This is a genomic window from Thermoanaerobaculia bacterium, assembly GCA_018057705.1.
In the GTDB taxonomy this organism is placed as follows: Bacteria; Acidobacteriota; Thermoanaerobaculia; order Multivoradales; family JAGPDF01; genus JAGPDF01.
Genome location: JAGPDF010000029.1, coordinates 15671 through 29206 on the forward strand (window position 1 = coordinate 15671; position 13536 = coordinate 29206).

10 protein-coding genes are annotated in these 13536 nt (G+C 70.4%); 3 read left to right on the plus strand and 7 right to left on the minus strand.

The window, feature by feature from the left end:
* The 5 genes from KBI44_10985 to KBI44_11005 all read right to left on the minus strand — a co-directional run bounded on the left by KBI44_10985 (position 1) and on the right by KBI44_11005 (position 7727).
* The gene (locus tag KBI44_10985; GenBank protein MBP9144999.1) at positions 1-999 is read right to left on the minus strand and encodes an alpha/beta hydrolase; all 999 of its coding nucleotides are present in this window, start codon (positions 997-999) and stop codon (positions 1-3) included.
* A complete protein-coding gene (locus KBI44_10990) occupies positions 996-2633 on the minus strand; it encodes an FG-GAP repeat protein (GenBank protein MBP9145000.1) in 1638 nt (545 codons plus the stop codon). The genes KBI44_10985 and KBI44_10990 overlap by 4 nt, the downstream gene beginning before the upstream one ends.
* Before the next feature lie 68 nt (positions 2634-2701).
* Positions 2702-4342, minus strand: a complete 1641-nt coding sequence (locus KBI44_10995; protein MBP9145001.1) for an FG-GAP repeat protein — start codon at positions 4340-4342, stop codon at positions 2702-2704.
* 14 nt (positions 4343-4356) lie between these two features.
* A complete protein-coding gene (locus tag KBI44_11000; protein MBP9145002.1) occupies positions 4357-5982 on the minus strand; it encodes an FG-GAP repeat protein in 1626 nt (541 codons plus the stop codon).
* Positions 5983-6071: 89 nt separating this feature from the next.
* The gene (locus tag KBI44_11005; GenBank protein MBP9145003.1) at positions 6072-7727 is read right to left on the minus strand and encodes an FG-GAP repeat protein; all 1656 of its coding nucleotides are present in this window, start codon (positions 7725-7727) and stop codon (positions 6072-6074) included.
* A gap of 116 nt (positions 7728-7843) precedes the next feature.
* Between KBI44_11005 and KBI44_11010 the strand changes: the two genes are divergently transcribed.
* Together KBI44_11010 and KBI44_11015 are read left to right on the plus strand one after the other, a co-directional pair.
* Positions 7844-8425: a sigma-70 family RNA polymerase sigma factor gene (locus KBI44_11010; GenBank protein MBP9145004.1), complete on the plus strand. Its 582-nt coding sequence runs from the start codon at positions 7844-7846 to the stop codon at positions 8423-8425.
* A 128-nt stretch (positions 8426-8553) separates the two neighbouring features.
* Positions 8554-11376 (plus strand): serine/threonine protein kinase, encoded by a 2823-nt coding sequence (locus KBI44_11015; protein MBP9145005.1) that lies wholly within the window; start codon positions 8554-8556, stop codon positions 11374-11376.
* A 12-nt stretch (positions 11377-11388) separates the two neighbouring features.
* On the opposite strand, the gene KBI44_11020 is transcribed toward KBI44_11015, so the two are convergent.
* Positions 11389-11868: a MarR family transcriptional regulator gene (locus KBI44_11020; protein MBP9145006.1), complete on the minus strand. Its 480-nt coding sequence runs from the start codon at positions 11866-11868 to the stop codon at positions 11389-11391.
* Between the two features lie 16 nt (positions 11869-11884).
* On the opposite strand from KBI44_11020, the gene KBI44_11025 reads away from it, so the two are divergent.
* The gene (locus tag KBI44_11025) at positions 11885-12259 is read left to right on the plus strand and encodes a cupin domain-containing protein (protein ID MBP9145007.1); all 375 of its coding nucleotides are present in this window, start codon (positions 11885-11887) and stop codon (positions 12257-12259) included.
* 22 nt (positions 12260-12281) lie between these two features.
* Here the strand turns inward: KBI44_11025 and KBI44_11030 are convergent, their stop codons facing one another.
* Entirely contained in the window at positions 12282-13172 is an 891-nt protein-coding gene (locus KBI44_11030; GenBank protein MBP9145008.1) for a helix-turn-helix transcriptional regulator, read from the minus strand.
* Positions 13173-13536: the final 364 nt, after the last annotated feature.

Consider the following 13536-nt stretch of genomic DNA (forward strand, 5'->3'; position numbering starts at 1 on the left):
TCAGCCCCCTCCCCTGGCAGCTCCACCGCTCGCGGTGGGCTCGGCCATGAGGTGCTCAACCGTTGCCGCCACAACCGCGTCGCGCTGCAGCAGACCGCGGTGGCCCAGGCCGAAAGTCCGCACGAGACGTGCGCCGGTCCACCGGTCCACCAACCTTCGCGAGTGCTCCCAGTCGACCTCGGCGTCGTCGGCGTCGTGAAAGGCGAGGAGCGGTCGCTCCAGCTCGCGGGCCAGCCTGGCCCCGCGGACCGACTCGAGCGTCCGCCCGACCCGCCGCTCGACACATTGGCGCACGCTCTCGAGCAGCTCTTCGTCGAGTCCGGTCTCGCGACGGAACGAGTCGAGGTAGGGATCGAAATTCTCCGCCGCGGCGAGGTAGACGAGACGCTCCGCGCGACCGCCGGTCGCCACCGCGAGGGTCGCGGCCAGCGCACCGAAACCGTGCGCGACGATGCCGCGCGGCGGCGCCCACTCCGAATGGCGGCGCAACAGGGCGGCCACCATCGCGGCGAGCTCGATCACGTCGAGCTGGTGCCCGGACGCCTCGCCGTGCGCCGGGGCATCGAACGCCACCACCCGCGCACCTTCGCGGCGCAGCGGTGCGACGAAGGCCGCGAGGTCCGCAGCGCGCCCGCCCCAGTCGTGAACCAGCAGCACCGTCGGTGGCCGATACGAGGCCCCCTGCCAGACCCAGATCGGGAACTCCCCGGCCGCCGTCGGCGCACTTTCGCGCCGGGCGAGCGCGAAAACGGCGCGCTCGGCCTCCGTGAGCGGCCGGCGCGGCGGCTCGAGCAGGAGTCGAGCGCCGCGCCGGACCGCGGCTTCACGAGAGAATCCGGCGAGAGCACGCAGCGCCACTCCTTCGAGAGCTCGCCGCCAGCCGCCGACCGGGCGCGCAGCCGTGCGTTGCGTGCCCGAGGGGTCCCGCGCCAGCGGAATCCTCTCCCGAAGATCGCCATCCTGCGTCAGCGAATGGACCACCGCCTCGCGCGGCCTCACGGCGCCACCGCCGACCACTCGAGCGCGTCGTGGCTCTCGAAACCGTCGATGAAGAGCTGGCCGAAAAGGACTGCGACGGAGCCCGCTTGGGAGGCGGCGGTGTCCGACGAGAACAGCGAGCGCTCCGGTCCGCCGATCGCGAGATCAGCGAGGCCGTTGCCATCGAAGTCTCCGGAGACGAGGGCGGAGCCGTAGTGGGAGCCCACATTCGTCTCTCCGGGAATCATCCCGATCGGAAAGGCGCCCGGCCAGAGCCAGCGGGTCGCACTTCCCGCAAGCCCCGCCGCGCGTCCGCGAATCACGGTGACGGCGCCATAGCCGTCCGTTCCGGAGACGCTCTCGTGCGCGGCGCCGATCACGAGCTCGTCGAAACCGTCGCCGTCGAAGTCGCCGGCCGCGAGCGCCGAGCCGAACTGGTCGTTGATCTCGGAGCCGCTGCCCCAGATGCCGTCCTCCGAGAGCCAGGGGGCCGCGACGGTCGACAGCCCTCCCGCTGTGCCGTAACTCACGATCACCTGCCCGGAGTCGACCTTCTCCGGCCCGGCTCCATCCTCGAACGGAGCACCCATCGCGAGGTCGGCGAAGCCGTCGCCATTGAAATCGCCGGCCGCGAGCGCGGTGCCGAACTGATCGCCCGTCTCGGGAAGCTCGCCGAACGCCCCCTGGTCGAAGAGTTGGTGGTGGACGAAGATCAGGGAGAACGGACTGCCGTAGACGACGAGCACCGCGCCGACCTGGGCCACCTGCGGGATGCCGATCGCCAGGTCGTCGAAGCCGTCGCCGTTGAAGTCGCCGGTCGCGACCGCGCCGCCGAACTGGTCCAGCGCGCCGGGCACACCGGGGAGACCCTCGAGCCCGAAGCGCATCAGGTAACCGCCAGCCGATCCCTCTGCGTTCTGATCGACGACCATGACCGCGCCAGCGCGACAGAGCCCTGCCGGGCAGTTCGCCGCGTCTCCCGGGATGCCGATCGCGAGGTCGTCCTTGCCGTCGCCGTTGAAGTCACCGAAGGCCAGCGCCTCGCCGAAGCGCTCGCCGGCGGCCGGCGAACCCGGGAGAAGCCCGCCGGGGGCCTGCGAGAACGAATACTCCGCGACCGGCTGAAGCCGTCCGAGCTCGTTGGGCAGGCCGTAGTGCAGATGCACCCCGCCCATGCTGATGACGGTCGAGCCGACGACATAGTCGTTGCTCGGGATGCCGACGGCGAGATCGTCGTAGCCGTCGCCGTCGAAGTCGCCCGCCGCGAGAGCCCGGCCGTAGGCATCGAGCGCCTCGGCGGGATCGACCGCGTTGTTCCACGGCAGCACCGGGAGGAGAAGGCCAAGGGCGCCGGCCGGCGCGCCGAAGCGCACCTGCACCGAGCCCACATCCGCAATCTCGGGGAGCCAGTCATTCCCCGGAACGCCCATAGCGAGGTCGTCGTAGCCGTCGTGATTGAAGTCTCCGACGGCGAGCGCGAAGCCGAAGTAGTCGTCCTGACCGGGACTCTCCGGGCCGGTTCCCGTCTCGAGCCAGAGCTGCGCATGGGCAGCGGAGAGCCCGATGGCCGGGCGTTGTGCGCCGACCGGAGCGCCGTGGACGATCGCGAGGCTCACGGGTACGGCGAGAGACAGGGCGAGGAGCGAGCGAGACATCTTCGAGTTTCTGTTCATACTGGGTTACGCGGTCGCGCGTGTCGCGGCGGCTCAGTCCGACCGCCGCGTCAGGGAAGGAGCGTCGACCACTCGAGTGCGTCGTCGCTCTCGAAGCCATCGACGAAGAGTTGGCCGTAGACGACCGCCGCAGCGCCGACCGCTTCGCTCGCGCCGAGTGAGCGCGCCGGCGCGCCGATCACGAGGTCGCCGAAGCCGTTGCCGTCGAAATCGCCCACCGCCAGGGTGCGGCCGAATGCGGCGTCGAGCTCGGACTCCCCTGGCCGCTCGGCGATCATGCCGAGAGGGTAGCTCGCGGGAGAGAGCCCGCGAGCGATGACGCCCTCCGACAATCCGGCAGGTCGGCCGCTGAAGACCGTCACGCCCCCGGCGTTCGTCAACCCCAAGGCGTAGTCCTCGCCACTAGCGCCGACGGCCAAGTCCGCGAAGCCATCGCCGTTGAAATCCGCCGACGCCAGGGCGACGCCGAAATGGTCGAAGGGCTCCAAAGCTCCCCCCTGTTCGTCGAAGAGAAGGCTCGATCCACCGAACGAGATCCCTTCTGCAGACCCGTAGGCCACGACCACGGCCCCCTCGTTCCCTTGGTCGGGGAGGACATCTTCGCCGACGATGCCCATGGCGAGATCATCGAAGCCGTCGCCGTTCCAGTCGCCCGCGGCGAGCGCGAAGCCGAAGAGATCCGTCACCTCGCCCGATTCACCGAAATCGTCCTGCTCGAGCCACTGATGGTCGCTGAAGATCAGTGAGAGAGGGCTGCCGTAGACCACGAGCACCGCGCCGGCGCCCCCGACTTCGCCCGGGACGCCGACTGCGAGATCGTCGAAGCCGTCGTGGTCGAAGTCGCCCGTCGCCAGCGCGTGGCCGAACATGCCATCCACCGATGGACTTTCGGGCAGGCCGTCGAGACCCGGCGAAAGGAGGTAGCCGCCGATGCTCCCGCCGGCGTCGAGGTTGATCACCATCGCCGAGCCGCCGCGACAGGGCGTCAGGCCGCAAAGTGCGACGTCCTGGGGGATGCCGACCACAAGGTCGTCCCTGCCGTCGCCGTTGAAGTCGCCGAAGGCTACCGCCGCGCCGAAGTTCTCGTCCGCGAATCCCGGGCCCGGCAGACCGCCTCCCGCGACTTGCGAGAACGAGTACTGCGCCACGCGCTGGATCCGCCCGTCGGCGTTGTGTCGACCGAGGTGCAGCTGCACGCCGCCCATGCTGCGGACGCTCGCGCCGTCGAAGGAGTCGTTGCCGGGAAGCCCGACGGCGAGATCGTCGCGCCCGTCGCCGTCGAAGTCGCCCGCGGCGAGAGCGTAGCCGTAGCGATCGAGCGCCTGCGCGGGATCGACCGCGTTGTCCCAAGGCACCAGCGGCAGCACCGAATCGAGCGCGCCGACGGGCGCCCCGAACCGCACCTGCACGGAGCCGGCGTCGGGGATTCCCGGCAGCCAGTCGTCGTGGGGCGCCCCCACCGCGAGGTCGTCGTAGCCGTCGGCATTGAAGTCGCCGGCCGCCATCCCGAAGCCGAAGAGCGCTCCCGCCTCCGGACCGACCGGAGAGTCCCCCTCTTCGAGAAAGAGCTGCGCGCCCGCCGCGCAGAGACCGACCGCAGGGCGGGCTTCGACGCCCGCGTACGCCGCGGAGCTGAGCGCCCCGAGCTCGGCGATCGCGGCGACCGCGCCGATTGCAGCGATCGCGCGCACTCGAGCCCGAGCCGTCACGGCGCCACCGCCGACCACTCGAGCGCGTCCGCGCTCTCGAAACCGTCGACGAAGAGCTGACCGTAGACCACGGCGACGGCGCCCACGGCGGTAGCCGGCAGGAGATCGCGACCCGGGGCTCCTAATGCCAGGTCGTCGAAGCCGTTGCCGTCGAAGTCTCCCGTCGCGAGCGCTGCGCCGAATCCGGCGTGCTCGTCCGACTCGCCCGGACGCTCGGCGATGAGCCCCCAGGGGTAGAGGTGGGGCAAGAGATGCCGCGCCGGACTTCCCACCAGTCCGAGGAAGGCGCCGCGAATGAGCACCGCTGCGCCGCTCGATTCTCCCGCAGAGGCAGTGTCCTCGCCGGCCATTCCGACGACGAGATCGTCGTAGCCGTCGGCGTCGAAGTCGCCGGCGGTGAGCGCCGAGCCGAAGCGATCGCCCGCCTCCGAGCCGCTGCCGAAGATGCCGTCTTCGGTCAGCCATGGCGCTTGCTCGGTCAGCAGGCCCGCGGTGGAGCCGTAGCTGACGATGACCTCGCCGGAGTCGATTCGATCCGGGCCGGCGCCATCCTCTCCCGGAGCCCCCATCGCCAGATCGTCGTAACCGTCGTGGTTGAAATCACCGGCGGCGAGGGTCTTGCCGAACTCGTCTCCGGCCTCCGCCGTCTCGCCGAAGCTGCCCTGGAAAAAGAACTGGTGCTCGGCGAAGAGCAGGGAGAACGGGCTGCCGTAGACCACCAGAACTGCACCCCATCCGTCACGGTGAGGAATGCCGGTCGCGAGGTCGTCGTAGCCGTCGCCGTTGAAGTCGCCGGTGGCCACTGCCCAGCCGACCTGGTCCTGGTCGGCCTGCGCGCCGGGAAGCCCCGGGGCGCCGAGGAACATCGAGTAGCCTCCGACCTCGCCCGCATCGTTGAGGTCGATCACCATCACCGACCCGGATCGGCAGGGAGCTGGACCGCATCCACCTCGACTGTAGGGAATGCCGACAGCGAGGTCGTCCTTCTGGTCGCCGTTGAAGTCGCCGAAGGCGACCGCGAAACCGAACAGCTCGAACGCAGAGGGAAAACCGGGAAGTCCCGAGCCCGGAGCCTTCGAGAACGAGTGTTCGGCGATGGGTTGGAGCGTCCCGCTGCCCGCCGGCCTCCCCAAGTGGAGCTGTACCGCTCCCGCCTGGACCAAGGAGCCGGTCGTCGGCACGAAGTTGAAGGGGACGCCCACGGCAAGGTCGTCGAACCCGTCGCCGTTCCAGTCGCCGGCGGCGAGAGCGTGGCCATAGCGCTCCTCCGCCTGCGCGAGATCGAGCGGGTTGGCCACCGGCGAGAGCACCACCCGGTTCGCGAGCGGCGTGGCGGGCGACCCGAGGCGGACCTGCGCCGAACCGCAGCGCAAGTTCACCGGATCGCAAGGGTTGGCCGGGATACCCGCAGCGAGGTCGTCGAAGCCGTCGCCGTTGAAGTCACCGACGGCGAGAGAGGCACCGAGACCGTCGGAGCTCCCCGGACTGTGGGGATAGCTCCCCTCTTCGAGCCAGAGCTGAGCGCCCTTGGCCGAGAGGCCGATCGAGTGGCGGCCCTGGGCCAGCGCCGAGGAGGCGCCGAGGACGCACAGAAGTATCGCGAGCCCAGCCGCAATCGGCACCACCAAGTGGCGAAGGCGGAAGGCCCGCCGCGCACGAGCCGTCCTCCGAGCCCCACTCCATCCGGATCGCACGTCCTTCCACCGCGCGTTCACTGGGTCACCCCCGACCACTCGAGCGCGTCGCCGCTGTCGAAGCCATCGAGGAAGAACTGGCCGTAGACGACGCCGACCGCGCCGACCGAGATGCTCGGCGCGAGCTGTCGTTCGGGCGCGCCGATGGCCAGGTCAGCGAAGCCGTTGCCGTCGAAGTCGCCGGCGGCGAGCTCCGCGCCGAAGCTCGCGAACACGTCCGTCTCCCCCGGGCGCTCGGCGATCATGCCGATGGGGGAGTTGCCGGGCGAGAGTTGCCGCGAGGGGCTCCCCGCGAGCCCGGACTCACGCCCCAGGATCACCGTCACGGCGCCGCTCCCGGCGCCGGCCATACCGCTCTCGCCAGCCGCGCCGATGGCGAGGTCCGTCTTCCCGTCGCCGTTCCAGTCACCAGCGGTGAGCGCCGAACCGAAGCGATCCTCGCTCTCCGAGCCGCTGCCGAAGATCCCGTCTTCGGAGAGCCACGGCGCCCCATCGAGGCGGAGACCGCCGGCGGAGCCGTAGCTCACGATCACCAGACCGACGTTGAACTGGCCGGCGCCGGCGAGGTCTTCGCCCGGGGCACCCATCGCCAGGTCGGCGTACCCATCGTGATTGAAGTCTCCTGCGGACAGCGTCCGGCCGAAGCCGTCGCCCACCTCCGGCAACTCGCCGAAGCTCCCCTGATCCAGCAACTGGTGGTCGCCGAAGAGGAGCGAGAACTCACTCCCATAGACCACCAGCACGGCGCCCACACCGTCGCGCTGCGGGATGCCGGTCGCGAGGTCGGCGTAGCCGTCGCCATCGAAGTCGCCGGCCGCCACCGCATAGCCGTATTCGTCGTTTGCCGCCGGGAGCCCCGGGAGCCCCTGCCGGCCGAGGCTCATCGGGTACCCGCCGAGACTCAGGTTGTCGTCGAGATCGATCACCATCACCGCGCCGGCCGCGCACGGCGTCGCGCCGCAGAGATTGCGGTCGTAAGGGATGCCGACCGCGAGATCGTCCTTGAGGTCGCCGTTGAAGTCACCGAAGGCGACGGCGTGGCCGAACCCCTCCGACGCCGAGGGAGTTCCAGGGAGAACGCCGAGCGCACCCTCCGCGAAGGAGTACGTGGCGATCGCTTGCAGCGGTTGGAGCGCCGACGGCAGACCGAAGTGCAGCTGCAGGCCCCCTGCCGGCACCAGGGAGACGCCTGCGTGGACGAGGTTCCGGGGAACGCCGACGGCGAGATCGTCGCGCCCATCGCCGTTGAAATCGCCCGCGGCGAGCGCCGACCCATAGCCTTCGTCCTGGTTTGCGGGGTCATTGCTGTTGGGCACGGGAGACAGCACGATCCGGCTCGTGAGCGCGGCCGACGCCGCGCCCATGCGCACCTGCACCGCGCCACAGCGAATCTCCTGCGGGTCGCAGGCGTTCCCCGGCGCCCCCGAAGCGAGATCGGCGAAACCGTCGCCGTTGAAATCGCCGGCCGCGAGCGCGCTGCCGAACCTGTCGGAGTTCCCTGGATTGTGCGGATCGACCCCCTCTTCGAGCCAGAGCTGCGCGTACTTGGCTTGAAGACCGATGGTGTGCCGACCCTGCGCGAGGGCCGGAGAGAGCGCCAGGATCGCGATGGAGCCGGCGATCGCTGGGGCTAGAAGTCGGACGAATCGCGGGTGCATGGAGTTCTTGTTCATGACCGGTTACGCGCAGCGGTCCACCGCCGCGGCTCACCGCGCGCGAGCGCGGCTCGGCGCAAGGCCCGGCGGCAGGCGAGAGACGCCCCTCTCCTTCGAGAGTAGAATCCGCCTCCATGAACCGCCCGGCGCGCTCCGCCGTCGACATCACGGACCTGCTGCGCGCCTGGCGCGCCGGCGGCGCCGACGCCTCCGAAGAGCTGCTGGCGAAGATCTACGGCGCGTTGAAGAAGATCGCCGCTTCGCAGCTGCGCCGGGAGCGCGCCGCCCACACCCTGCAGACCACAGCGCTGGTCAACGAGGCCTTTCTCCGCCTGCTCGACCAGCAGCGCGTCGATTGGCGGGATCGCGCCCACTTCTTCGGCCTCGCGGCGACGATGATGCGGCGGATCCTGGTCGACTACGCCCGCGCCCGGAACGCCCAGAAACGCCAGCTTCCGGGCGAGCACGCAGCCCTCTCGATCACTTCCGTGCATCTGCCCGACCTGGATCTGCTCGATCTGGATCGCGCGCTTTCCCGCCTTGCGGAGGACCATCCCCGGCAGGCGCGGGTGGTCGAGATGCGCTATTTCGCGGATCTGGAGATCGAGGAGATCGCCGACGTCCTCGAGATCTCCCCGGCCACGGTCAAGCGCGATTGGCAGTTCGCCCGTGTCTGGCTGCGGGCCGAGCTCGCGGGCGGGCCGCCCGCGACCTGAGCCGCCCCACAGCAGGGGCGAGGCTCGAGATGAGCAAGATTCCGCAAGCACCGATCCCTCTGGATCAGCTAGCTTGATGGACCGGAGAGCGCCACGGTGGCAGCGCACCGTGGGTGATCCGGAAGATCATGTTGGCGCCTCCAGAATCCCTTCCCGACCTTTTCGCTCGCGCGCTCGATCTCGACGAGGTGGCGCGCCGCGCGCTGCTCGAACGGACCCTGGGGGAGAACCGGGAGCTCGGCGAAGGTCTCGCGCGTCTGCTCGAGAATCTGACCGAGCAGGCCTCACCGATCGATCGATCTCCCTGGCGCGAGCTCGATGAGAGCGGTGAAGGCGCCGGCGCAATTCCGGCGCGGATCGGCCCCTACAGCATCGTTCGCGAGCTCGGTCGCGGCGGCATGGCACGCGTCTACCTCGCCGAGGAGAGAACCGATCTCTTCGCACGCACCCTTGCCGTCAAGGTCCTCGACCGCGCGCCTTTCGACGATGGCGCGATCCGCCGCTTCCGCGACGAGGTACGGATCCTCTCCTCGCTCGAGCATCCGGGAATCGCCCGATTCCTCCACGGTGGCAGAACGGACGACGGCGTCTGGTTCCTGGCGCTCGAGCACGTCGACGGCGACGATCTCCTCTCCTGGTGTCGCGCGCATTCGCTTTCCGTCCGGGCGCGCGTCGAGAGCTTTGTCGAAGCGCTCGACGCGATCAGCTTCGCCCATGACCGCGGCATCGTCCATCGCGACCTCAAGCCGGATCATCTCCTCATCGACCGCGCCGGGCGACCGCGGCTGCTCGACTTCGGCATCTCGAAGCTCGTCGACCCTGAGCCGGGAGGGGGTCGAGCGGCGACACGCACGGACGCTCGCGCCTTGACGCCCGCCTACGCCAGCCCTGAGCAGTTCCGCGGCGAATCGGCGACGCCCGCCTCGGACGTCTACTCGCTGGGAGCGATCCTCTATGAGCTCCTCGTCGGCCGGCGCCCGTTCGCCGAGATCGAGTCCGAGCGCTCGCGCTTCGAGCGCGCGGTGCTCGAAACCGATCCCGAGGCGCCGTCGAGCGTCGCGCGTCGGTTTGCGATGTCCGGAGGGCTCGACGCCACGACCGACTCCGCAACGGCCTGGTCGGGCGAACTCGCGCGCGACCTCGACGCGATCTGCCTCAAGGCACTGCGCAAAGTGCCGACCGAGCGCTACCGCGACGCCAACGAGCTGGCGAGCGACCTGCGCCGCTTCCTCGACGGGCGACCCGTGGCGGCGCGGCGCGGTGGTTGGCGCTATCGTCTGACCCGATTCGCGCGACGCCATCGCCACCAACTGGCCGTGGGCGCGGCACTTCTCGTCGCCTCCGTCGCCGTCGCCTTCGCCCTGTCCCGCGGCGGCGCGCCCGCCGAGCCTCCGTCGCCTCGCCCGTTTCCCTTCTCCGAGCTCGGGTCCCTCGAGGTCGAGGACCTCCGTCGCCGGTTCGCCGAGACCCCTGAGGACGTGGAGACCGGATCGGCCCTCTCCCTGCGGCTGCTGCGCGACCAGAGTTTCGAACAGGCCCGTCTGGTGCTCGCCAGCCTGCGCCAGATTCCGGGACAGGAGCAGCATCCGCTGATCGACTACGTGGAGGCGCAACTCGCCTCCAACCAGAACGAACCGCATCGCGCGCTGGTCCATCTGACGCGCGCGCGAGACCGAGCCTTGCTCGCCGGGCGCGGCGACCTTCTGGGACAGATCCGCGCCTCTCGCGGCCGGCTGCTCGCGACTCTCGGACGGCGCTCCGAAGCCGGGCGCGAGATGGAGATGGCCTTGCGCGACTTCGAGACCACCTCCGATCATGCCTCGCAGTCGCGCGTGCTGAACGACCTCGCGATCGAGCAGTTGCAGCGCGGCGAGCTCGATCGCGGCGAGCAACTCCTCGAGCGCGCGATCGCCGAAGCGCAAACTGCCGACAACTTTCCCGGAACCATGATCTTCAACCTGGCGTGCGTACAGATGGTGCGGGGCCGACCCGACCTCGCTGAGATCCGCCTGCGCGGGTTGGTGGAAGCTCGCCGCGCGGGCCCGAACCGACGCCAGCTCGGCGAGGCGCTCGCCCAGCTGGCGCGCGCACTGGCGCAGCAGGGCCGTGGCGGCGAGGCCGAGCCGCTGCGCGAGGAGGCGCTCGCCCTTCTGCAGCCGGCCAGTGGCAGCGGCCAGCTGAAGTATCTGCTTCACCTCTCGGGCGAGCTGGAGCTCGAACGCGGCAATCTGGAGGCCGTCGAACCTCTCGTGGGTCTCCTGCGGAGCGCCTCCGAGAGCGCTGGTGAGGCGCTCGCGCTCGCCCTGGCGATCGAGCTCGAGGCCCGCGCTCACGCGGCGCGCGGGCAGTTTGTCGAGGCGAGAGAGCGCTTCGCCGAAGCTCGACGGCTGTTCACGGAGGGGGGCGAGCTCGACGCCGCTGCAGAGTGCGGCGCAGCCGAAGCGGCAGCGGAGGTACGCGGGGCGAACTTCACCGCCGCCGAGAGCGCTTCGCTGGGCTCTCCCGAGCGCCTGTCGGCGGGAGCGGAAGGCAGCCGGATGGTCGTCCTCGCGCGAGCCATAAGGGTGCGGGCGGCGCTCGGCGAGGGGCGCGCAGCGGAGGCGTGGGAGCTCTTCGCGACGTTGCCCGACGACAGCCGTTCCCCCGCCGTCGATGTGCGATCGGCTTATCTGCTCGCCCGCGGAGGCCTCGCTGCGGCCGCGCGGCAGTTCGACGACAGCCGCCGCGATTTCGAGCAGGTCATCCGGGAAGCCCGGGCCGCTGGACGAAAGCTCGAGGAGCTCGACGCTCGACTCGAGCTCGCTGCGCTCCAGCTTGCCGCCGACGGTCCGCAGCGCGCTGCGGCCACTGCCCAGGACGTCGCCGTCGAGGCCCGGCGGCTCGGTCTCGGCGGAGTCGAGTCTCGCGCCCGGTCGATCGAGGCCGTGTTGGCACTCCTCAGGGCCCGCTAGTCCGAACTGGCTTCAGGTGGCCCGCAGGCGGCCGGCCGCGCTGTCGTCGGCGGCGGCCGCGATGGCGGTGAGCACTCGTCGCGTCACGTCGGCGTCGGCGCCGACCTCGCTGGCGAGGGCGGTCTCGAACCGGGCGTGGAAGCGGCGAGCGGCCGCGAGCAGTTTCCGGCCGCGCGCTGCCAGTTGGATGGCGTTGGCTCGGGTATCGCGAGGGCTCGGCCGTCGGGTGACGAAACCCCGCGCTACCAGATCGTTGACGATCTTGCCCGCACCCTGGTCGGTGATGCCCAGGTGTGCAGCGAGGTCGCGCTGGCTCGGCGGCTCCGCGCTCGCGGCGATCGCGCGCACGACGTAGCCCACCGTGGGCGTCAGGTCGGCGAAGCCGCGGCGCTCCAGATCGGCGCGCAGCTGATCGACGAAGGCCTGGTAGGCGAGGCCCAGGAGGATTCCGAAATCGGCACGGCTTTCGGGCTTGAGCTTTTGTGCAACCATGGTTTAGTATAACTCCATGACGATCATTCGCGCTTCCTCCGCTCCGCGCTTCAACTTGCCGGGCCTCGACGTCACGGGTCTCGCCGCTCCCAGCCGCGGCGCCCGTGAAACGAGCGTCTGGCGCCTGACACTGGCTCCGGGCGCTCCTGGTGCACTGCACTCGGTCGACCGCGAGGAGATCTTCGTCGCCCTGGCCGGACACGCGACCGTCGTCCTGGGCGGCGTCGAGCATAGTTTCTCCGCCGGCGATGCTCTGGTGGTCGCCGCCGGCGAGACTTTCTCGCTCGCCAACCACGGCGACGAACCGTTCGAGGCGATCGCGGCGCTGCCGGTCGGCGGCAAAGCCGCCATGCCGGGGGGCGAAGCGTTCCTGCCGCCCTGGACGACCTGATCTCCGGTCCGGACGCGACGGCCTAGCTGCGGCGCCCGTTGCCTGCGGGCGACGGCAGCTCAGCCTTGGCGAGTACGAAGGCCGGCGGCCTCGCCGGTGCCGTTCGAAACTCTGATGGGGAGACTCCGAACTCGCTGCGAAAAGTCGTCGAGAAGTGGCTCAGCGAGCCGAATCCGACCGCGAAGCAGACCTGCGTCACCTGGCCGCCCTCGCGCAGCCGCCGGGCGGCCTCGCGCAGGCGCACGCCGACGAGGAATCGGTGCGGCGTCTCGCCTTCGAGCTCGGCGAAGACACGCGCAAACGGATAGAGGCTCATCCCGACCTCGCGCGCCAGATGCGAGAGCGACAGCGGCTCGGCGAAGGCCGTCCGCATCATCTCCTTGGCGCGGTCGATCCGCGCCGCGTACCAGGAGAGTTGATGCGCGCGGTAGAGGGGGCGGCGGCCGGGAGCCGCGCCGAGGGTCCACCAGAGTGCGCCCGCGAGCGCTTCGAGCCGCGCCGCCTCACCTGGCGGACTCACCGCGAGACTGTGCCGCAGGTACGCGCGGCGGTTGGTCAACTCGAGGACCGGGGCGATCCCGGCAGGCGTGGCGGTGATGGCGGCGGCACCCGCCGAGCGCAGGCTCTCGATCGTCGAATCGCGGTAGAGCACGCTCAGGCACTCGTCTTCGGGATACTCCTCGTCGTGGGCGCAAGAGAACTCGAGTCCAGGACGCGTCACGAAAAGGCGGTCGGGGGTGACCGTTTGCCAGGCTTGGCCGATCCGCACGCGAAACGAGCCCGAACAGACGAAATTGACCGCATGGCCTTCGGCCCGCTCGCGCTCCGGATCGCGATGGGGCGTCAGGGGATCGTGCCCGAACCGTTCGAGCGCGATCGCCGGGGTGCGGCCGATGGAATGGACGAGGTTCACGTAGCGAGATCCTCCGGCAACGGTCCGCCGACGCGGCGGCGACGCCGAGCCCGCAATCTAGCAAGAAAGCGCCAGCGGCGACCGACCGCCCGAGCCCGGGCTTCTCCACCATCCGCGCTTCGAGCGGCGGCGACGTCCACTCGGCGGGATCGGACTGCTTGACGTCGTACATGAAGCAGAGCCCGACGGTCTTCGCCGCGATCGACGGCAGTGCAACTCAGTCCCGCAAGCGCTCGACCGCCTCGTCTTGGGGTCGCCGTTCGTTTCTGCGGGCCGGCCCCTCCGAACGGGCGGCCTCGGCGGCGGGCCGGCGTGGTACTCAGGAGTCACCCCGGCAAGGTTGACCGGGCGAAGGACGGACCGC

Coding starts and splice junctions, on each gene's coding strand:
- KBI44_10990 (MBP9145000.1), bottom strand. CDS start 2,633: ATGTCTCGCTCGCTCCTCGCCCTGTCTCTCGCCGTACCCGTGAGCCTC.
- KBI44_11005 (MBP9145003.1), bottom strand. CDS start 7,727: ATGAACAAGAACTCCATGCACCCGCGATTCGTCCGACTTCTAGCCCCA.
- KBI44_11010 (MBP9145004.1), top strand. CDS start 7,844: ATGAACCGCCCGGCGCGCTCCGCCGTCGACATCACGGACCTGCTGCGC.
- KBI44_11015 (MBP9145005.1), top strand. CDS start 8,554: ATGTTGGCGCCTCCAGAATCCCTTCCCGACCTTTTCGCTCGCGCGCTC.
- KBI44_11020 (MBP9145006.1), bottom strand. CDS start 11,868: ATGGTTGCACAAAAGCTCAAGCCCGAAAGCCGTGCCGATTTCGGAATC.
- KBI44_11025 (MBP9145007.1), top strand. CDS start 11,885: ATGACGATCATTCGCGCTTCCTCCGCTCCGCGCTTCAACTTGCCGGGC.